Annotated in this window: 17 protein-coding genes; 8 read left to right on the top strand and 9 right to left on the bottom strand. The window is 40.0% G+C overall.

Annotated features, from left to right (window positions below):
• Positions 1-4: 4 nt before the first annotated feature.
• The 3 genes from IEE83_RS06500 to IEE83_RS06490 all read right to left on the bottom strand — a co-directional run bounded on the left by IEE83_RS06500 (position 5) and on the right by IEE83_RS06490 (position 3,354).
• Complete coding sequence (locus IEE83_RS06500) at positions 5-1,087, bottom strand: alkene reductase (RefSeq protein ID WP_194119803.1); 1,083 nt, start codon at positions 1,085-1,087, stop codon at positions 5-7.
• 123 nt (positions 1,088-1,210) lie between these two features.
• Positions 1,211-1,903 (bottom strand): response regulator transcription factor, encoded by a 693-nt coding sequence (locus IEE83_RS06495; protein WP_194119802.1) that lies wholly within the window; start codon positions 1,901-1,903, stop codon positions 1,211-1,213.
• Complete coding sequence (locus tag IEE83_RS06490; RefSeq protein WP_194119801.1) at positions 1,900-3,354, bottom strand: sensor histidine kinase; 1,455 nt, start codon at positions 3,352-3,354, stop codon at positions 1,900-1,902. Before IEE83_RS06490 ends, IEE83_RS06495 begins: the two co-directional genes overlap by 4 nt.
• A gap of 126 nt (positions 3,355-3,480) precedes the next feature.
• Here IEE83_RS06490 and IEE83_RS06485 point away from each other — a divergent pair, with 126 nt between their 5' ends.
• A complete protein-coding gene (locus IEE83_RS06485; protein WP_194119800.1) occupies positions 3,481-5,883 on the top strand; it encodes a TonB-dependent receptor in 2,403 nt (800 codons plus the stop codon).
• 58 nt (positions 5,884-5,941) lie between these two features.
• Here IEE83_RS06485 and IEE83_RS06480 read toward each other — a convergent pair whose 3' ends face one another.
• Positions 5,942-6,523, bottom strand: a complete 582-nt coding sequence (locus IEE83_RS06480) for a Crp/Fnr family transcriptional regulator (RefSeq protein ID WP_194119799.1) — start codon at positions 6,521-6,523, stop codon at positions 5,942-5,944.
• Positions 6,524-6,570: 47 nt separating this feature from the next.
• The gene (locus IEE83_RS06475) at positions 6,571-6,939 is read right to left on the bottom strand and encodes an isomerase (protein ID WP_194119798.1); all 369 of its coding nucleotides are present in this window, start codon (positions 6,937-6,939) and stop codon (positions 6,571-6,573) included.
• A 197-nt stretch (positions 6,940-7,136) separates the two neighbouring features.
• Here IEE83_RS06475 and IEE83_RS06470 point away from each other — a divergent pair, with 197 nt between their 5' ends.
• The 3 genes from IEE83_RS06470 (at position 7,137) to IEE83_RS06460 (ending at position 9,760) form a co-directional block, all read left to right on the top strand.
• Positions 7,137-7,526: a response regulator gene (locus IEE83_RS06470; RefSeq protein WP_194119797.1), complete on the top strand. Its 390-nt coding sequence runs from the start codon at positions 7,137-7,139 to the stop codon at positions 7,524-7,526.
• Between the two features lie 218 nt (positions 7,527-7,744).
• On the top strand, positions 7,745-8,740 hold the full coding sequence (gene gap, locus IEE83_RS06465; protein WP_194119796.1) for a type I glyceraldehyde-3-phosphate dehydrogenase: 996 nt from the start codon (positions 7,745-7,747) through the stop codon (positions 8,738-8,740).
• Entirely contained in the window at positions 8,741-9,760 is a 1,020-nt protein-coding gene (locus IEE83_RS06460; RefSeq protein ID WP_194119795.1) for a GlxA family transcriptional regulator, read from the top strand.
• An 84-nt stretch (positions 9,761-9,844) separates the two neighbouring features.
• Here IEE83_RS06460 and IEE83_RS06455 read toward each other — a convergent pair whose 3' ends face one another.
• The 4 genes from IEE83_RS06455 to IEE83_RS06445 all read right to left on the bottom strand — a co-directional run bounded on the left by IEE83_RS06455 (position 9,845) and on the right by IEE83_RS06445 (position 12,486).
• Positions 9,845-10,537 carry a DUF2461 domain-containing protein gene (locus IEE83_RS06455; RefSeq protein WP_194119794.1) on the bottom strand — a complete coding sequence of 231 codons (693 nt, stop codon included), beginning with the start codon at positions 10,535-10,537 and terminating at the stop codon, positions 9,845-9,847.
• Positions 10,538-10,609: 72 nt separating this feature from the next.
• A complete protein-coding gene (locus tag IEE83_RS32865) occupies positions 10,610-10,924 on the bottom strand; it encodes a hypothetical protein (RefSeq protein WP_228101698.1) in 315 nt (104 codons plus the stop codon).
• Between the two features lie 9 nt (positions 10,925-10,933).
• Positions 10,934-11,266 (bottom strand): hypothetical protein, encoded by a 333-nt coding sequence (locus IEE83_RS32860; protein WP_228101697.1) that lies wholly within the window; start codon positions 11,264-11,266, stop codon positions 10,934-10,936.
• Positions 11,267-11,442: 176 nt separating this feature from the next.
• Positions 11,443-12,486 carry a PDDEXK nuclease domain-containing protein gene (locus IEE83_RS06445; protein ID WP_194119793.1) on the bottom strand — a complete coding sequence of 348 codons (1,044 nt, stop codon included), beginning with the start codon at positions 12,484-12,486 and terminating at the stop codon, positions 11,443-11,445.
• 671 nt (positions 12,487-13,157) lie between these two features.
• On the opposite strand from IEE83_RS06445, the gene IEE83_RS06440 reads away from it, so the two are divergent.
• The 4 genes from IEE83_RS06440 to IEE83_RS06425 all read left to right on the top strand — a co-directional run bounded on the left by IEE83_RS06440 (position 13,158) and on the right by IEE83_RS06425 (position 20,925).
• Positions 13,158-13,796 carry a GntR family transcriptional regulator gene (locus IEE83_RS06440; protein ID WP_194119792.1) on the top strand — a complete coding sequence of 213 codons (639 nt, stop codon included), beginning with the start codon at positions 13,158-13,160 and terminating at the stop codon, positions 13,794-13,796.
• Positions 13,797-14,197: 401 nt separating this feature from the next.
• Complete coding sequence (locus IEE83_RS06435; RefSeq protein WP_194119791.1) at positions 14,198-17,377, top strand: SusC/RagA family TonB-linked outer membrane protein; 3,180 nt, start codon at positions 14,198-14,200, stop codon at positions 17,375-17,377.
• Positions 17,378-17,388: 11 nt separating this feature from the next.
• Positions 17,389-18,957, top strand: a complete 1,569-nt coding sequence (locus tag IEE83_RS06430; RefSeq protein WP_194119790.1) for a SusD/RagB family nutrient-binding outer membrane lipoprotein — start codon at positions 17,389-17,391, stop codon at positions 18,955-18,957.
• Between the two features lie 72 nt (positions 18,958-19,029).
• The gene (locus tag IEE83_RS06425) at positions 19,030-20,925 is read left to right on the top strand and encodes a heparinase II/III domain-containing protein (RefSeq protein WP_194123317.1); all 1,896 of its coding nucleotides are present in this window, start codon (positions 19,030-19,032) and stop codon (positions 20,923-20,925) included.
• Positions 20,926-20,932: the final 7 nt, after the last annotated feature.

Genomic DNA, 20,932 nt, shown 5'->3' with positions numbered 1-20,932 from the left:
TGTATTAAGCACTTATGGTGTCAGCTAAAACAGGATAATCCGTGTAGCCTTTTTTCCCCGGCGTATAAGCTGTTGAAAAATCCACTTCATTCAAAGTTGCTTTTGTTTCAATTCTTTTATCAAGATCAGGATTCGCCAAAAACGAACGGCCAAAAGCTGCCAGATCTGAGGATTCATCATTCAGCATTTGCTCAGCACTTTCAGGCGTCAGGCTGTTACAAATGATTATCGTCCCCTTGAAATTTGAACGAATAGCATCTAATGTTTCCTTTGGGATTTTGGGTGAAACACTTATGTGAATATAGACAATTCCAATCCCATTCAGCTTTTCTGCCAGATAGGCGTATGTTTGATGGACCTCATCCGGATCATAATCAGCCAGATCACCCATGTTTGAAAATGGCGAAAAACGAATTCCTACCTTATCTTTTCCAATGGCATCCGCCATTTTCTCAACAATTTCAAGAACAAAAGAAGATCTGTTTTCCAAACTTCCTCCATACTGATCAGTACGGTTATTGATATTTGGATTCAAAAATTGTTCAATCAGGTAACCGTTGGCTCCATGAAGTTCAACACCGTCAAAACCAGCTTGGACAGCATTTTCGGCAGATTTTACATAACTTAAAATAAGTTTTTTTACTTCTTCTGTTGTTAATGCTTTGGGCTGTGAATGATCCTGCATTCCGGATTTATCCGTAAAGATCTGACCGCTGGCTTTGATGTCGGAAACTCCGATCACTTCACTTCCCTCAGGCAGATTATCTGCATGCGCAATGCGGCCGGTATGCATAAACTGCACAAAAATTTTTGTGTTATTTTGATGAACCGCATCTGTAACTTTTTTCCAGCCGTTAACCTGTTCCTCTGAAAATATTCCCGGAATACGTGGATAACCCAAACCTTCGGGTGTAGGCGAAGTGCCTTCCGTGATGATTAATCCCGCTCCTTTCCGCTGAGCGTAATACTCCGCCATTAAGTCATTTGGAATATTATCGATTGCCCGGCTTCTGGTCATAGGCGCCATTACCAGGTGATTTTTCAGTGAAAATCCATTTTTGTTATAAGGTGCTAATAGCTTGCTCATTGTCTGATTTGTTTGAAATTAAATTTAACTCCACAAATTTCAGCGCAAAGCAAGACTTAAAATAGCTCTATGAGTCGAATAAATAGTCCGATCGGTGAGAAGGATTAAAATAAAATATTAAAATTAACAAATCAGTTTATATCCTATACTCCTCAAATTCATAATCTGGATTCCAGGCTCGTCTTTTAGCAATTTCCGGATATGCGTCATGAAAACATCCATACTTCTGGTGTTGTAATAACTATCATCACCCCAGATTTTCAACAACGCTTCCTGCCGTTCGAGCACATCATTTTTTTTCAGGATCATCATCTCCAGCAATGCCGATTCTTTAAAAGAAAGTGAATGCTCACCGGATGATGTTTTTAATTTCTGCTGAACGGTATCAAGTTCACAGTTTCCAAATGAATAAATCTTGCTGTTTTGAGCGTTTTGACGGATTGCCTCTTTTCCAAAACGGTGAAGCAAAGCTTCCATCCTTACCAGCAATTCCTCCATACCGAATGGTTTTTTCAGATAATCGTTTCCGCCTGATTTAAAGCCCTTTACAACATCTTCGGTAAGTACTTTTGCGGATAAAAAGATGATAGGAAGATCCGGCTGGATTTCCCGGAGTTCCTTTGCCAGGGTGTAACCATCTTTTGAAGGCAGCATAATATCAAGAATGCAAATATCCGGTTTAAAAGATTGGTAAGCATCCATTACCAGATTTCCGTCGGCAACCAGGTGAACGGTATAACCACTGCTCGTTAATCCATCGCTGACAATGCGGGACAAAAACGGTTCATCCTCAACATATAATACTTTAAAACTCATGATGCTGCTGGTAAAGTAATTATAAAATTGGCTCCGCTGCCGGTTTCGCTTTTAATTTTAATCGTTCCGCTGTGTTTTTCAATCATTTGTTTCACATAATGAAGGCCAAGTCCTGATCCTTTGATATCATGAATATCTCCCGTTGTCGGAATTCTGAAAAACCTTTCAAAAATGTTATCATGATAAATTTTGTCAATTCCGGGACCATTATCTTTAAAACTGATTGTTACATGGTCCGCATTACATTTGCAGCATATTTCCATCGCCAGACCATTTCCTGAATATTTAATCGCGTTGTCAATCAGATTATAAAAAATATTGGTCAAATGAACCGGATCCCCGAATACAAAACATGGTTCTTCCGAGGCATCAAATTGGATACTCGCATGACTGTTCATTAATTGCAGCTGCATCGACGAAATTACCTGCTGCAAGCCTGATTGCACATCATAAAGTTCCAGTTTAAGCGGTTGTTCCGTTTCATTTCCTTTGCTGATATTCAATACTTTTTCCACCATCAAATCAAGTCTTTTCAATTCATGCTGACTGATATCCAGATAATTTTGCAGCGTTTCCGGATTGTTGATCAGATTATATTTTTTGATTGATTCCAGTGCAAGCGAAACGGTTGCAATAGGCGTTTTAAACTCGTGGGTCATGTTGCTGGTAAAATCTGCCTTCGCATCGGCGTATAATTGTTGTTTTCGCAGCAGTCTCAATATATAATAAAACGCAGTGCAAGTCAGCAAAATCATGAGTAAAGATGAAGCCAGATAATACCGCATCCTGTACCAGACTACATTGTCAACGGAAGGTAATACTAATTGATATCTGTATATATTTTGTATGTTATACAGATATTTGCTACTGACAAAATCCGGACGTAATTGTTTTGGGACGTTGCTTTTAAATACTTCATTACTGTCGTAAACATAAATATTGTCGTAAAGGGGCGACGTGATTCCTATTTTCCTGAGCCCTTTCTCAACCTTTTGTTTCATAATCACAAGTGATAAACTGTCACTTATTCGCAGCTCTTCCGGAGTTTTTCCTGTATTCTTAACCACAGGTCGCCTCCGCTTCCTTTTGACCACATTGTCTTTCATACTGAAATGCATACTTACCGAAGTACTGTCATCCTCAATGGTGATGCTGGCTGTGGAACTCAGGTTATCCATTTTCATATTATCAAATGCCCGGCGAAGCTGCTCCCATTGCGGAGACAAAAAGAGCTGTTTAATCTGCCGAACATTTCCCGGGTTTTCAAAGGAAGTAATGCTGTAATACATATTTGTCTGAGCGGTTGAGCTTACAAAATGCTCTATCTCTTCTTTCAGCTGTTTCTGCTGCGCAAAAAAAAGTTGCTGCAGCCATACGATCTGCAACCCGCCGCTCAGAAGCAGCGAAAGCACGATCAGCACATATGTATATTTTGATTTAAACCATTTCATGCTGTGAAGTTGCTGATAATTTATCTTCTACCATCCTGTCAAGATAACGATTTAACTCTATTTAACTGAACTTAACCCCCGTTTAGGAAGCAGCGAAGTAGGTTTGTGTCGTAATCAAAAATAGACATGAAAACGATACTTAACATTTTACTCCTGCTGCTTTCTTTTCAACTATTTGCACAGCAAAATCTGACCGGAATTGTCAGTGATGAAAAAGGCCAACCACTTGATTTTGCCACAGTAACACTTTCCCAAAACGGACAGGTGTTAACCAGTCAGTTGACTGAGGCTGGAAAATTTACATTGACAAATTTGAATCAGTCGCCCTATGAACTTGCGGTTTCGCTGATTGGCTATAAATCTGTTTTGCGTGTATTCAATATGCCAAAGGATAGTCTCAATATTACCTTATTAAATGATGATCTTCAACTGAACGAAGTTTCTATTGTTTTTAAAAAACCAACGATTGAACGACAAATAGACAGAGTTGTCTTTAATGTTGCAAATAGTATTCTTGCCAGCGGCGGCACAGCCTGGGATGCATTAAGCAGAGCACCAGGCGTACAGACTGGCAATGACGGCGGCGTAAAAGCGAACAATAAAAAAGTCACCGTTTATATGGATGGAAAACCTGTACGTTTGTCGGGCGATGATCTCTCTGCTTATCTGCAAAGTATTCCGTCTGATAATATTGCCAAAATAGAAGTGATGCCAAACCCGTCGTCAAAATACGAAGCTCAGGGTGGTGCGGTGATTAATATTATATCAAAAAAGGCGACAATGGATGGTTTCAACGCCAGTTTGAGCGGTGGTTATACACGCGGACAAATGAACAGGTATACCAGTAACGGGGTTTTCAACTATCGCAAAAACAAGTTGAACATTTTTGGAAGTTACGGCTACTCCGACCGTAGTATTCAGCGCGACATCAACTTTTATACGAATTACCAGACACCGACCTCTTCTGCTTACTGGGACCTGAACAAGGTCACTGTAGTCAAAAGCAAAATCAATAATTATACCGCCGGAGCTGATTATAATCTAACGGAAAATCAGGTTGTTGGTGTGCTTATTACCGGTAATAATACTGCAAATGCCGGATATGGTACGGCCATTACCGACATTTATAACAATCATAAACCAAAGGCCGATTCTGTTTTAAATACATTGAGTACCAACCGTGGACATGCAAATCAATATAGTTTCAATCTGAATTATAAGATTAAACTGGATAGCGCCCGTGGCGGCGGACCGGGTAGAAGCCTGAATATCGATCTGGACTATGCTCCATTTTCAAAAGATAATGTGCAGAACCTGAAAAATTCAATGATTTTGCCGGATGAAAGTTTAGCATTTGCTCCGTATCAAACTTCCTCTCCTTCCATCCAAAAAATAGATATCTGGTCTGGTAAAGTCGATTATGGTTATTCGCTTGGCAAAATACTGACGATGGAGTCCGGTTTGAAATACACCAGCATCACCAGTGAAAACCAGTTTGATTTTTACAACACACCAGATGTTGTGCCCGTTTTGGATCCGACCAGAAGTGACAGATTTCAATATACTGAAAATACCGCGGCAGCTTATACCAGCTTGGCAGGCGTTTCAAGTAAATGGAATTTTAAAGGTGGCTTACGTGCAGAATATACACGCACGAAAGGATTTTCGCATTCTCTGGATTCTATCAACGTGAAAAAATACCTGCGCATTTTCCCAACGGCATTTGTAACCTACAAAGCCTCTGAAAACAGCGAGTTTGGTTTTGCTTATTCCAAAAGAATTGAGCGTCCGGATTACAGACAACTGAATCCGGCGAAAAATTATTCGAGCCCATACAACTACCAAAGTGGAAATCCATTTTTGAGACCTGCTATCATTAACAATCTCCAAATCAGATACACACTTCATCAAAATTATACTTTCTCGGCCGTCTACACGACGACAAAGGATATGGCCAGCAACGTTACCGTCCAGAATAATGATACTAAAACTTTCTACGATACCCAGCAAAACATTGGAAGTATCAGAGATATTGGTATTGAATTTTCGTCTATTCATCATGCCGCTTCCTGGTGGGAAATTAATAATACCGCACAAGGATATTTTAGAAATCAAAGCTCCAATCAGCCTGGAAATACATACAGCGACAAGCAGTTTTATTTTTATCTAAGAACTGATCATGCCTTCACCATTGACAACAACAACGGATTAAAAGCGGAAATGAGCGCCTGGTATAACAGCGCCGTGCAACAGGGAACGCTGAAACTTGCCAGAACTTACGATTTAAGTATCGGAATCAGCAAACCGGTTTTTAATAAACAGGGAACAATCCGGCTGAGTGCATCAGATATTCTTCTGGGCAATCCTTACCGAATTATAATCAATAACCAGGGACAAAATAATGGTATCTATCAAAAAAATGACACGCGCACTTTCACGGTAAGTTTCTCTTACAAATTGGGAAAAAACCTGGCCGCCGCACGTAAAAGAACAACAGCGAGTGAGGAAGAAAAAAGAAGAGCAAACTGAGTTTTAAAAAAGATTGTTAAAGAGTTTGGCTGCCATGAAATAGCAACATATTTCATGACTACCGGGCTCTTTGATATTTTTTTCGCATCATACTTAAAAATACCGGCGTAATTCCCAGATAAGATGCGATATGTTTTTGGGCGATACGTTGTTCCAGTTTTGGATATTGGTTTTGAAATAACTGATAGCGCTCTTCCGCCGGCATTGACAAATTCGATATAATTCGTTGCTGATATAAACTAAAACCATTCTGGATCATGATCCGAAAGAAACGTTCCAGTTTGGGAACTGTCTGGTAAAGCTCTTCAAGCACGTTGTAATTAAGATAAAATAGCTCTGTTTTCTCCAACGAACTTATGGTATAGAAAGCAGGCTTTTGTTCTGAAAAACTGGTCATATCCACTGCCCACCAATTTTCAGGCAAAAACAACAAATTATGTTCTTCGCCTTTTTCGTCAGTATTGAAGATCCGCAGGCAACCCTGGTTTACAAAATAGAAATTCCTGCAAACTTCTCCGGATTTCAGCAGCAGCTCATTTTTCTTCACTATTTTATATTCCAATTTCAACTTAATCTCTTCGATTTCTTCCATGCTCAATGTTATGTGCATGGCAAAATTGGCAAAAATGAGCTCATACATATTTTTTTCCTCCGAAGGTAAAGATAAGATTTATGGCTCAATTCCGACTAGCCAATATTGGTTAAAGGACCAAAAAAGCTGACAATTCGTGTGATCTGGTAGCTTTCGTTAAACTCAAAATAATCAAACCCTTCCCGAGTTTCTCCGGGTAATTCTACCTTCCAGGTGTAGCGGCCTACGTTATGGTGATAGTCCGGAACCGTCAGTTCAGAAAAAGTCCTGACAGGAAAAGTTTCAAGCGATTTGTGCGCCAGTCCTGCAATTCCATCTACACCGTTAATGTTATCAAAGTTCGGATCGGTATAGGCACCATCTACTGCCCAACATTTAGCGAATTCTCTTTGGTATTCCTCGATCCCCGTGCCATTCCATGCATTCATATATTGGCTTATCATTTCTTCAACTGATGTTATCATATCCATTTGATTTTTCGTGATATACAAAACAACAGAATGGAAATCTGAATAAAATTAAACTAGTTTAATAAAATGAAATCTTGATATATTATTATAACTTTAAACATATATCATTTTTCAATCTGAGAAACGTATATTAGGCATGGTTTTTGTATTTACTAATTCACTCAACCGGTTACGTTACCTTAAATGTTATTATGAAATTAGGCATTATTGATGATGAATGGATTTGTAGCTTTCTTGCTCAAAAGCTGATTCAGAAAGTTGTGCCTGATTCTGAAATTTCGCATTTCAAAAATGGGCTGGAAGCAATTGATTTTATGAAGCAAAACCGGCTGAGTCCTTTATCTCTTCCAGAATTTATCCTACTTGACATTAACATGCCAGTGGCGAACGGGTGGGATTTTCTGGATATGTTAAACGATCTTGAAATAAGCAATTACCATCCTGTAATCTATATATCCAGCTCATCACAGGATCCGGAAGATATAGCAATGGCCAAAAAGTACGCTTCCGTTAAGGGATTTCTCCCCAAACCATTAACACCTTTCAAGCTTGCAGGTGTACTTGACAATATTGGAGAATAAAATCTCTTTCATACCTTTCAAAAATATTTCAGATTTATTCCTACTAACAATTTCGAAAATTCGAGCAAAATTACCTGTGCCAGTTATAAAATTATTTCAACCCGGTTTGGCAGAATTTGTATATTTTTTGTCATTTCAGACAAGGAGACAATCAGCTATATTTGTTACGTAATCAGGTTCTAAACAGAACCAATTTTGGTAACAAAAAAGCTAAGAATATGAAAATTGCAATCAATGGTTTCGGAAGAATTGGACGTATGACTTTACGTGCATTACAAAATAAGGAAAATGTTGAAGTTGTAGCGATCAACGATTTGACTGATATAAAAACGCTTACACACCTACTTAAATACGATTCCTCACATGGCCACTTTCCAGGCCAGGTTTCGGAAGACGGTACTCATATCAAAGTAAACGGAAAGGATATTGTTCTTTTAAGTGAAAAAGATCCTGAAAAACTTCCCTGGAAAAATCTTGATATTGATGTTGTTATTGAATCGACGGGCCGGTTTACAGATCGTAAACATGCACAGTCGCATATTAACGCCGGTGCAAAAAAGGTACTGATTACAGCTCCTGCAACCGGTGGTGTCAAAACGATTGTGAGCGGTGTTAACAATGACATTATTACCGCCGATGATGATATTTATTCAACGGCTTCCTGTACAACCAACGCGATTGCCCCTGTTCTTCATGTACTTGATAAGGAATTCGGAATTGAATCCGGTTATATGAGTACGGTTCATGCTTTCACCGCCGATCAGGTTTTGCAGGATGCGCCTCACCGGGATTTAAGAAGAGCCAGAGCTGCGAGTCAATCCATTATACCAACCACAACTGGTGCAGCAAAAGCGATTGGTGATGTTTTGACAGGTTTAAAAGGCAAACTGGATGGATTTTCTTACCGGGTTCCTGTGGTGGATGGTTCAATTGTCGATCTTTCTCTGAATTTGTCGACTGAGGTTTCGGCTGATGATATTAATGAAGTATTGAAAAAATATGCGTCCAATGAGCTGAATGGCGTGCTTGAATATACAGAAGAACAATTTGTGTCGGTTGACATTTTAGGTAATACGCACTCATCCATTGTCGACGGAACGCTGACAAGAAGTATTGGAAAAATTGTGAAGGTGGTTGCCTGGTACGACAATGAAGTCGGAATTTCAAACCGGATTTCCGAACTTGTCTCCGAACTCATAAATACTACAAAATAAGTGAATGAATTGCAAGTAACGAAGCACTCAAAACTTGTTGTAATCGTCGCATTCCCGAACCTGCCATTACTCGAAATTGCAGGTCCGGGCGATGTGTTTTATCAGGCATCCAAAGTTCTTCATGAAAAGGTTGGCATTGAAAACGCTTATAAAGTCATTGTAGTCGCCGCCGACCGTTCCAATGAAGTCGTAACAAGATCCGGAATTGCGGTGAGTTGTCCGCTTAAAATCGAAGATATCAATCAACCTATTGATACACTGCTCGTTGCGGGATACACTTTTAATAATCCTGTCATTGAGAGATCGGATTTGTATCAATGGCTTTCACAGATATATCCGAAAGTCCGTCGAATCGGTTCTATTTGTGTGGGTACATTTGCCTTGGCAAAAGCCGGACTTTTAAGCAATAAAAATGTAACAACTCACTGGGAAAAGGGCGACAAATTGCATGATGATTTTCCTGATATACTCGTTAATTCATCCCAGTTGTTTATAAAAGACGGAAATATTTATACTTCGGGAGGAGTCTCTTCCGCAACTGATTTGTCACTGGCTTTGGTAGAAGAAGATTATGGCCGGGAAATTGCCGTTTCCGTCGCCCGGCATCTTGTACTTTACCTGAAACGTCCCGGATTTCAAAATCAATTTGCAGACCTGTTACCAGAACCGGAATTGGGAAATAGCGTCCTGGGTAGAATTCAAAGCTGGATGATTTCGAATTTGAATAAAGATCTAAGTGTGGAACAGCTCGCCGCTCAGAGCAATATGAGCCCAAGAAATTTTGCAAGAGTTTTTTTGAAAGAAACAGGTTTAACACCTGCCAAATTCGTAGAAAAATTTCGTGTAGAAATGGCGCGTAAATTACTTGAAGAAAGCGATTTAAATATCGAACAAATTGCAGAAAAAACCGGACTGGTAAGCCTTGTTTCCATGCGAAGAATTTTCCTCCGAAACCTGATGGTGACCCCGAGCGATTACCGACGCAGTTTTAAAACAACTAAAAATGAAGTTGGAGTTTGATCAGCTATCTCAAATTAAAACAATATTCAGGATAATGATTCAATTTGAGATAGTTTGATTTTATTGAAACAACAAAATATTTTATCAAAGATTAATTCCGTCCATATCCGTAGTCAGAACTTCACTCATATAATCAAAAAATGGACGCATATTTTTAAAGGCGTCACTGGCTTCTTTTAACAAGGAACCGCTGAGAACCTGATCATCTGAAAATCTTTTGATCAGCAAAAATTGTTTAAAACGAAGAAGCTCAATAGACGGATCATTTTTACCAAAACCTTTGGGTGTAGTTTTCACCTGTTCACCCTGCAAAGTCCCGAACGTATCTTTGAAAGGTTTACTATTCAGAATTTTTCGCAAAGGTGCCGGGTCAAAACTAATTTCATCACGGATCCTTTTAAGATCTTCCGCATTAGGCCCCTGAAATCCGCCGGCTACAAAGCTGTTTCCCGGTTCGATATGAAAATAATATCCGCCTCTTCTTTGTTTAGTTGCCCTTGTAAAGCTGCCACTCCAGTTGGTTTTGTATGGAATTTTTTCTTTTGAAAAACGTGTATCGCGGTAAATCCGGTGCAGGATTTTTTTGCCTGACGGCGTTTCAATTAAATCATGTTTGTTGAGTTCATTCAGCAACAATCCTGCGAATTCTTCTACGAAAGCCTGTTGTTCAATAAATTCATCCTTATGCACATTAAACCAGTCACGGTTATTATTTTCTCTTAATACTTTTAAAAAGTCCAGACTTGATGCCGGAATATATTGCTGCTCTTTTGACATGTCGGGTTGTTAACGTTGATGATTTTGTAAATAAAACAGAGTAATAAAACCGGTCCAAATTCTTAAAACTGACTATTTAATTTCTGATAAAGTTACCGTACTGGTGGCTCGGTTAAGGCCATAAATCAAATGTTTGTCTTTTACGGAATGATCAATCGCAATTCCTTGCCCATAAATTTCAGCAGGAAGTGTGCGCACATGTTCAAGTGTATAACCCGATTTCGGAAGTTTCATTACATAGAGCTCCGGCCTGTCGTGGCCAGTGCAATACAATAATCCGTCGTTCCCCCAGGCACCTCCAGAATTACTTTTTGGAGTAAAAAGCTCAACAATATTCCTGGGAAATATCCAGGATTCTGTCTGTCTCCATTCGAGATCAAATTTCACCAGTGAAGTTCAGCGGACGTCCCTGCCCTCACTCGCCTCCTTGCCACTATAATGTGCAAACCCGATCCACCAAAAACCATCTTTTTGATCAATCCAGGTCAATGAACCATGTTCAGCGATCCCAAAACTGTGGTTTCCAATATGTTTCATCGTATTAACATCAAAAATTTCTACTGAACTTGCCATTGGAATTTCAGGATAATTTGAGTTGGCACAATAAAGCTTCCCTTTGATGACTACACCACTATTCAAATGTTTAATTCCATCGCTGGTTCCATCCCAGGTGGTTACGAGCTTTCCATCTCCCTTAGTAAATTTGCCAATCGTGCTGTTATTGATCACGTAAAAAAAACTGATCGTCCACAGCAACTGCCTGCTTTGCCTCCGTTACCTTAAATTTTTTGATTTCCGTAACGGATTGAGAGAAACTGCTGCTACTCAGAAAAATAGCTGTTGTGATAAGTAAATAAAGTTTGATGTTTTTGTTTATCATTAGTCAACTTGGTTATGTCAAAATTTCAGTCTTCCTGAAAAAGTTTTTGCTGCGCAATTTCTACGGCTTTATGCAATTTTTCACGCAAAAGTTTTTGTGAAGGCAAAACGGTCAAATAATCTGCTACTCTGATATTGCTTTTGTCAAGCTGCAATAATTCAACATGCTCCTTACTTTTTCCTGTACAAAGAATCAGTCCGATGGGTGTATTTTCTCCTTCCAATTGCTCGTGCTTTTCCAGATATCTTAAATACAATTCCATTTGGCCTTTAAATCCGGCTTCAAATTCCCCGATTTTGAGATCAATCGCCACAAGACATTTAAGTCTTCGATGAAAGAAAACCAGATCAATATAATAATCACGATCATCGATAGTAATTCTTTTTTGCCTTGCCATAAAAGCAAAATCACTTCCCATTTCACTTATAAAGCGTTGTAATTCAACAATAATGGAAGTTTCCAGATCTTTTTCGGAATAAGTATCGGAAAGGCCCAAAAAGTTCAGGAAATATGGATCCCGAAATACCATGTCCGGACTAACTTTTTGCTGATTTTTAAGAAGGTCCAGATCATTTTGGATAGTCTGCTCCGGTTTTTTGCTAATGGCCGTACGCTCAAATAACATAGATTGAATCCGCTCCTGCAATTGCCTTGACGACCATCTTTCGAGCTTGCACATTTCTATGTAAAAGTTACGCTTTATAACATCATCAATTGTAATAATCTGTTTCAAATGTGTCCAGCTCAATTGTGCACGCAGTGCGTGCACAATTTCAATTTCCGGAAATATTTCTGCCGACTTCAAACAGTAATGCAATTGTCTTTTACTCCACCCGATACCAAATTTTGCAGTTAAATCATGCGACAAGGTGGCAATAATCTGCTTGCCATACTCTGCCTTGGTATTTTTTAATATTTCCTTATTGATCCTGCCACCAATATTCCAATACAATAGTGTGATTTCGGCGTTTACAGTTGTTGCGACGTTTTGTCTGCTTTGCTCAATAAGTGAAGTGATATCCGCGAAGAATCCGGAATTGTCGTTTTGCTTCTTTTCGACTTTTTTCATGTTGATAGTGGTGTGATTAAAAATTACGCAGACAATTTACGAGGAAGGAATCAATTGTCCATGCGATTTCCTACCACCAGTACCATCTTTTACCGTTATATTCCAGATACGATTATAAAAATAGAAAGAGCCCCGGAATCCAGGGCTCATCTATTAAATACGTAAACAAAAGTCTTTATTAAATCCGTCTTTAATGTAACGCAAAAATACTTTTTAAATTTTATTAAAATATCCTATTATTTAAATAAAAAATGGCCCTATGGACTATTAGAGGCATTTTTTGAAGTATACACAGATAAACTTAGCACCTCCTTTTAATCACACAAATTGATCTTGAAATCTTCAATTTAAATAAAAATCAATTTTTGATTTTTTCGCTAACGCGGAGAAAAAAGCTGTATTTCTTCTATTTTATTGTTAAGTTACCTAAGAATCTTTGAGAGACATAGATATCAGTTTTCATTTTTTCCTAACTAAAAAATGAAAATACGTTATTAAATGCCCCGACTCAGACCATGGCAGGCAAATAAAAATCCAATCTCAGTTAAAGCAATTGACGTCCAACTGAAAAGATATCAACGATACGACAAAATAATATTTTTTACTATTATTGTTTACCTTTGTTACATCGTTATTTAGTTAACTAAATTTTTAATTTTTGTTTACACAAAATGAAAGAAGATTCACTATCCAATAAGGCATATATTGAATTAAGAAAAAAAATATTATCCAATCAGCTTATTTCTGGTACACGACTAAAAGAAGATGAGTGGGCTAAGAAGCTGGATGCAAACCGTATTGCCATCCGTGAGGCGCTGACAAGATTAATGGGTGAGCAATTGATTGTACAGGGAGAAAAAGGAGGCTTTTTTGTTAAAACTCTTACGGTAGAAGACAGTCACCTCATTCGCGAACTTAGGGAGATCCTTGAAGTGGGAGCATTAAGACTGGTGATGCAAAAAATTGATGAAAAAGGCATAACAGAGCTTGAAAGAATTTGTGACGATTTCTCATCAATGGTTGAACGTGGGTATTTCGGAGGTGCTTGCGAAGCAGATGTCAAATTTCATGAAACACTTATTGAATATGCTGGTAATGATAAACTTATCGACTTGTACAAAGCCAGTAACATTCCTTTGTTTCATCAAAAGCTCGGAAAAATGCAGACACACATGGATGATTACGAACTTACCGACCAGGAGCACCGCGAGATTGTAGCAGGTATAAGAGAAAAAAATATTCAGCGCGCAGAAGAGGCGCTTGTTAAACATTTAATACGAGGTGAAGTAGCATCTATTGATCTTTCCTAGATTTAAATAAATAAAAACAGTAAAAAATCATATTAAAGATAAAGAAGCCGGCTTTTGGGAAAATCCCAAAAGCCGGCTTCTTTGCTTTCATGTGATAAGAAAATATAGATTTTACCTGAAAAATATTTTGTCAATTTTTTTGTTGACAAAATATTAATATATTTGTTAACAATTTATCGCAATTTATAGTAACCAAAATAAAGCTTCACACAAACCAGAGCTTGAAATATTTATTTTTACTAAACCATATTTTGCCTATGACAAAATAATTGTCTTTCCAAAGTATCCTCAACAGTTTGACTCAAGTCAGTAACCCAGTACAGATCGCTGGAAACAAGCAGGCCATGCGCCGTAAGAATTTAACCATTACTACCAATTCGTGTTCAGAAAAAAATTAGAATATGAAAAAATCTACAAAAACATTCAGGTCACCTCTGTTAAGAGATTTCCGGCCAAAGCCCTACGTTACGTCCCGATTTACTGCTGCCACTTTCATTTTATATTTAATACTGATTACATTTCTGGCACCGGCTCAGGCACAGCAGGTAAAAAAAGTTACAGGAAGGGTTCTGGACCATAAAGGCGCTCCGGTTCCCGGCGCATCTGTTATCGCAAAACAGTCGACATCAGGTGTACTGGCAGACAAAGACGGCGCCTTCAATATTACCGTACCGGCAAATGCAAACACGCTGGTGATTTCTTACATAGGAATGAAATCCCAGGAAATTGAAATCGGTAGTAAATCCGATTTGGGCGACATAATCCTGGCAGAAGAAAGTGTTGGCTTACAGGAAGTTGTAGTAACAGCGCTGGGTATTGAAAGATCTGCAAAAACCCTTACATATGCCACACAGAAAATCACAGGAGAACAGGTAAACGAAGTAAGAGATGCCAACTTTACTAATACACTTTCAGGAAAAGTGGCGGGCCTTACGATCACGCCCTCAGCGAACGGGCCAGGCGGCGCGACCCGCATCGTTCTGCGCGGCAACCGGTCAATTCAGGGTTCCAACAATGCGCTGATTGTGGTCGACGGGGTAGCAATTGACAATTCCTCACCAGCGGGACAGGTCCGCTATGACAGCGGCGGGCAGAGCGGCAGCGACGGAGCATCCAATATTAATCCTGACGACATTGAATCCATCAATGTACTTAAAGGTGCAGCCGGTGCGGCTTTGTATGGAAGTCGTGCTGCAAACGGGGTTATTATCATTACAACAAAAAAAGGCAAAAGTGGAAAGATCAACGTCAACTTCAATTCCGGCGTTACGTTTGACAAAGCATTAACTACCCCAAATTTCCAAAATTCTTACGCTCAGGGCGCTGGCGGGACTTATTCTACAATAACCAATGGCAGCTGGGGACCAAAAATTGCAGGACAAAGTGTTACCAACTGGGCCGGAAATACGGTGAGTCTTCAGGCTTATCCTGATAATGTAAAAGACTTTTTCCGCACCGCAGTTTCCAATAATAATTCTGTTGGGATTACCGCTGGCTCAGACAAAGTCCAGTCCTATTTTTCATATTCAAATAATTTTATCAACGGGATTGTACCTTATAACAGCCTGACCAGAAATACTTTCAACTCCCGTGTCACCTTCAATCTTACAGACCGTTTGACAGCGGACGCCAAAGTTACCTACCTGATCCAGGGTATCAAAAATAAACCGGGAGTCGGTGGAGATGGTATGGTTGTAGCCAACGTATACCGCATGCCGCGCAGCGTGGATCCGGAAACTTTAAAAAGCTACAAAAACGTTAGCATTACCGGCGTTGAAACGCCAACTTATTGGACCAGTCCGGACCCGGTTTATATGAATCCTTACTGGACAATCAATAATACTCATCACGACGAAAACAGAAGCAGAGTTACCGGTCTCTTGGTATTGAGATACAAACTGACCGACTGGCTTAATATCCAGGGACGCGTGAGTTCGGATAGTTACAATGATTTTATCACCCAGAAATACGCCAATAATACGGTCAATTATGCCAGACAGCCAGGCGGTTACTACTCGGAAGGAAATGATTTTATCTCCGAAAGAAACCTGGACATCCTTCTGACGGGCAACAATCAGATTACTTCTGATTTCAAAATTAATTACAATATCGGAGGATCGGTTTTAAACAGAAATCTTCGTCACCGTGTGAATGCAGCTGACGGACTTGGATTCAACAACAAATATGATTTAAGCTACGCCACCACACTTAAAGTAGAAGCTAACACGACAAAAAGAGAATTACAATCCGTGTATGGAACAGCTCAGTTCTCGTTCAAAGATTACCTGTTTTTGGATCTTACAGCCAGAAATGACTGGTCAAGCACGCTGCCATCGCCTTATTCTTACTTCTATCCATCGGTAGGACTTTCGGCGATTGTTTCTGAAATGCTGAAACTTCCTTCATGGGTTAGTCTGGGAAAAGTTCGGGGCTCGCTTACCAAAGTTGGTAACGATGCAGATCCTTATTTGCTAGGTCAGACTTATACGTATATACGTGGAGGTTTCGGCGGATATATTGCCAGCAGCAGCACAAAAGCCATAGCAAATTTAAAACCTGAACTAACACAATCGGCAGAATTTGGTACCGAATGGAGATTTTTCAATAGTCGCTTAGGGGTTGATTTTACCTATTATAAAACCAATTCAAAAAATCAGCTGCTAAATGTTGCCGCACCAGCTTCCTCAGGATATTCTACTTTAAATGTCAATGCAGGGAACATCCAAAATAAAGGTTTTGAGCTTGTACTATCCGGAAAACCGGTTACGGGCAAAAACTTCACCTGGAATGTCGGCCTTAATTATGCTGTCAACACCAACAAAGTTATTTCACTTTACGAAGGTGTAAGCCAGCTTTATCTGGGTTCATCAACCAGTGTACGTACAGCTACGCCATTGATAAAAGAAGGCGGATCTTATGGTGATTTGTACGGTTATAAATGGAAAACACTGAACGGAAAATATGTGGTTAACACCAACGGTGTTCCGGTTAAAACCGATGATATCCAACGACTTGGCAACTACAATCCTAAATTTTCAGCAGGTTTCAGCAACAGTTTTTCTTATAAAAACTGGACCTTATCCGTATTGGTTGATGGCAAATTTGGCGGTATAATCACCTCAGGAACAGCAGCGCAAACGGCTTATGCGGGAACTTCATCCGTAACTGAAAATTTCCGCGATGCAGGATCATGGACAGTAAATGCAGTAACGCCGGAAGGAGCACCCAACACAGTCGCAATCAATGCTGAAAAATTCTGGCAAACTGTTGCGCAGGGCGACTACTCCTGGGGTGAATTTTTCTCTTACCACGCAACCAACGTAAGAGTCAGGGAATTGACCTTCGGTTATTCATTTGGTAATCTTCCAGGTTTTATCAAATCGGCCAGACTATCTTTTGTAGCCCGAAATCTTTTCTTTATCTACCGCGGCAACGCCATTCTGGATATCCCCGGAATCGGCAAACGTAAAATGGATTTTGATCCGGAAGTTAGTTTTGGAAATAGTAATTATCAGGGAATTGAGTATTACAATCTTCCTTCGACCAGAAATATTGGACTTAACCTGAAACTGTCATTTTAAAATATTATATCATGTTTAAGACGATAAAAAACCAGCTTTTTTTACTCGCCATTACGGCGATCGGGCTCCATGGCTGCACCAATGATTACGATTCGATCAATACCGATGCAACCAAAATCAGTACCATTGGCGCTACTGAATACCCTTTTCAATTTGCGTATGCATTGATGACGCCCACTTTAAGTCCCGATAATTTTGAGGTTGGCGAAGGAACCATTGCTTCGGTATATTCCCAGTTTTTCTCCCAGGCAGCCCATTCGTTTCCTACGGATCGTTATGTGATTCGTCAGGACTGGATGCCGGCTTGCTGGAATCCAGTTTATACCGCAGCCGCGCCGCAGTTAAAAACCATTATGGCCGGCACCAAAGCCGAAACTTCTGAAAATGCGCTAGCCAATATATGGTGGGTCTGGATGTTTCACCGAATTACCGATTATTTCGGCCCGATTCCTTATTTTGATGCAGCTTCCGGTAACAGATATATTTCTTATACTCCGCAGGATTCGGTTTACTATGATTTTTTTAAAAGACTTGATGCTGCTTCAACCGTTCTGAAAGCGCATAATACTGACAAACCTTTTGGGACTTACGATTTAATTTACAACAAAAATGCAAGCCCGGCCACAGCCTGGATGAAATTTGCTAATACGCTAAGGCTCAGACTTGCACTTCGTATTTCGAAAGTAAACCCGACGCTTGCCAAACAGCAGGCGGAAGCGGCCGTGGCTGCCGGTGTTTTGACTGATATTGCAGACGATGCCTATATGCCAAAATCCACAACGACCTACAACGAATACAACGGATTAGCTGTAACTTCCGGTTGGGATGATATCCGGATGAGTGCTGCGATGGAATCCGTTTTGAAAGGATACAATGATCCGCGTTTGCCGGTTTATTTTCAGCCAGCCATCTCAACCGGAACTTTCGAAGGCGTGAGAAACGGACTTTTTACTTCTGAAAAAATCCTTGATATCAATTCAAGATTATTCAATTCCAATATGGGAACGCGCTGGGTAAACTGGGTGAACAACGACTGGAAAACCACCTACAACGTTTCCCAGGATATCATGCATACCGCAGAGGCCTATTTTCTTCGTGCGGAAGGTGCGCTTAACGGCTGGAATATGGGAGGAACCGCTGAGGATTTTTACAAAAAAGGAATCCAGGCTTCCATGGCCCAGTGGGGAATTACTGACAATGCAGCGATTACGAAATACATCAGCAGCACAGCAACGCCGATTGCACCACAGGACGGCATGAATTCTCCCGCTGTGAATGACTATCCGGTACTTTTCAGCGGCACAGAAAGTATGCAAAGAAAACAAATCGCGCAGCAAAAATGGCTAGCACTATATCCTGACGGCGCAGAAGGCTGGGCAGAATTAAGAAGATCCGGGCTTCCAAAACTTTATACGGTTGTACACAGCGAAAACACGGATTTGCCGCAAGGTACTTTCATCAGACGCATGCCGTTTCTGGATACCGAAAAACAGACCAATGCAGCCGAAGTGGCCAAAGCCGTTAAAATGTTAGGCGGTCCCGACAATGCAGCGACGCCATTGTGGTGGGATAAAAACTAGTATTTCTTTGAATCACAGCACTTTTAAACAAGTGCTGTGATTCAAAGAAATTTCAACTTTAACAATTTCAAAATGCGGTATTTCGGATTGTTTTTCTTTTTACTGATTAATTTTTCAGCAATCTATGCTCAACCTCATCACATAGACTCGCTGAAATTTATTAATTCCGCTGCACCCATTCCTGATCATCCCAGAATACTGCTGCTGGCAGGTGAAGAAAACAATATCAAAAAAGCGATTTTAGTACAACGTATACTGTCAGAGGTTCACAAGCAAATTCTATTAAAATGTGACAGTATGCTTTTGACAAAACCTGTTGAAAGAATTCTTTTTGGCGTCAGACTTTTAGCCAAATCCAGAGAATGCCTGAACCGGGTTTTCCATCTGAGTTATGCCTGGCGAATGACACATGAAAGGAAATATCTAAACAGAGCCGAGCAGGAATTATTAGCTGTATCCAATTTCTCAGACTGGAATCCGGACCATTATCTGGACGTTACCGAAATGACAATGGCCGTCGCAATCGGTTATGATTGGCTGTATCATGATCTGTCCGAAAAATCGCGTTCAATTATTAAGGAAGCGATTAAAAAAAAAGGAATCGCCACATCGTTTGATCCCGCCTATCCAAACTACCGCAAATGGCTGTCTGTCACCAATAACTGGAATCAGGTATGTAATGCAGGCAGATCTTTTGGTGCGCTCGCAGTTTATGAAGATGATCCGGCACTGGCAGAAAAGGTCATTAACCGCACCATTGCAAGTATTCAAATTGCAATGATAGACAATGGTCCGGACGGTGCATTTGCCGAAGGATATACCTACTGGAGTTATGGAACAACTTTCAATGTGATGTTTTTGAATGCCATTGAAAAGGTTTTCAAAACTGATTTTGGACTTAACAAAATACCGGGATTTTTAAAAACGGCCGCTTATCTTGAAAATATGATCGGGCCTACGGGTAAGAATTTCAACTACTCGGATGCTTCCGAAACCTCTACTTTACAGCCAGCCATGTTCTGGTTTGCGAGTAAATTAGAGGATCCTTTACTGCTTTGGAACGAGCGCATCTTTCTAACAAAAGAAAAACTCGCCCAAAACACCGACAGACTTCTGCCTGCGCTCATGCTATGGGGACAAAATATTGATATTGAAAAGATTAGCGCTCCCAAAAACAGAATCTGGACTGGCGCCGGGAAAAATCCTGTGGCTTTAATAAGGTCTTCATGGACAGATCCCAATGCTATTTTTGTGGGGATAAAAGGCGGCTCACCGTCTGTCACGCACGGACATATGGACGCTGGTTCTTTTGTTTTGGAAGCAGACGGAATCCGCTGGGCAAAAGATTTTGGTTTTCAGGAATACACAGCACTGGAACTGAAAAACATCGATCTTTGGGCGAATAAACAAAATGGACAACGCTGGGAGATATTTAGGTATAACAACTTCTCACACAACACTTTAACATTCAACGATTCTTTGCAGCGCGTGGACGGTTACGCTCCTATTACAAACTATTCCGAAAATTTACACTTCACAAATGCGGTTACGGATATTTCGTCCATATATAAAGGTCAGGTTAAAAAAGCGCAGCGTGGTATTGCGCTTATGGATGGACAATATGTAGTTGTTTCAGATGAAATTGAAAATCTGAACAAGGACACAAAAGTCCGCTGGGTTATGCTGACATCTGCCAAAGTAAAATTAAATGGTAATCAGGCTGAATTGATCCAGAATGGCAAAAAACTGATAATCAGCATTCCAAATTCAGCTGACATTTCAATAAAAACCTGGACAACAAATCCGCCGCACGATTATGATGATCCAAATCCGGACACCACGCTCGTTGGCTTTGAAACTGTAATTCCGGCAGGTAAAAAAGAAACATTTCAGGTATTTCTAATTCCGGGAAGTGGCAAAATTAAAGCGACAAATCCATTGCCACCTTTAAAAGACTGGCCAAAATAATCACATC

The organism is Dyadobacter subterraneus (genome assembly GCF_015221875.1).
Lineage (GTDB): Bacteria > Bacteroidota > Bacteroidia > Cytophagales > Spirosomataceae > Dyadobacter > Dyadobacter subterraneus.
Note: the sequence above shows the minus strand (reverse complement) of the source record. Positions and strands in the feature narration are given on the sequence as shown.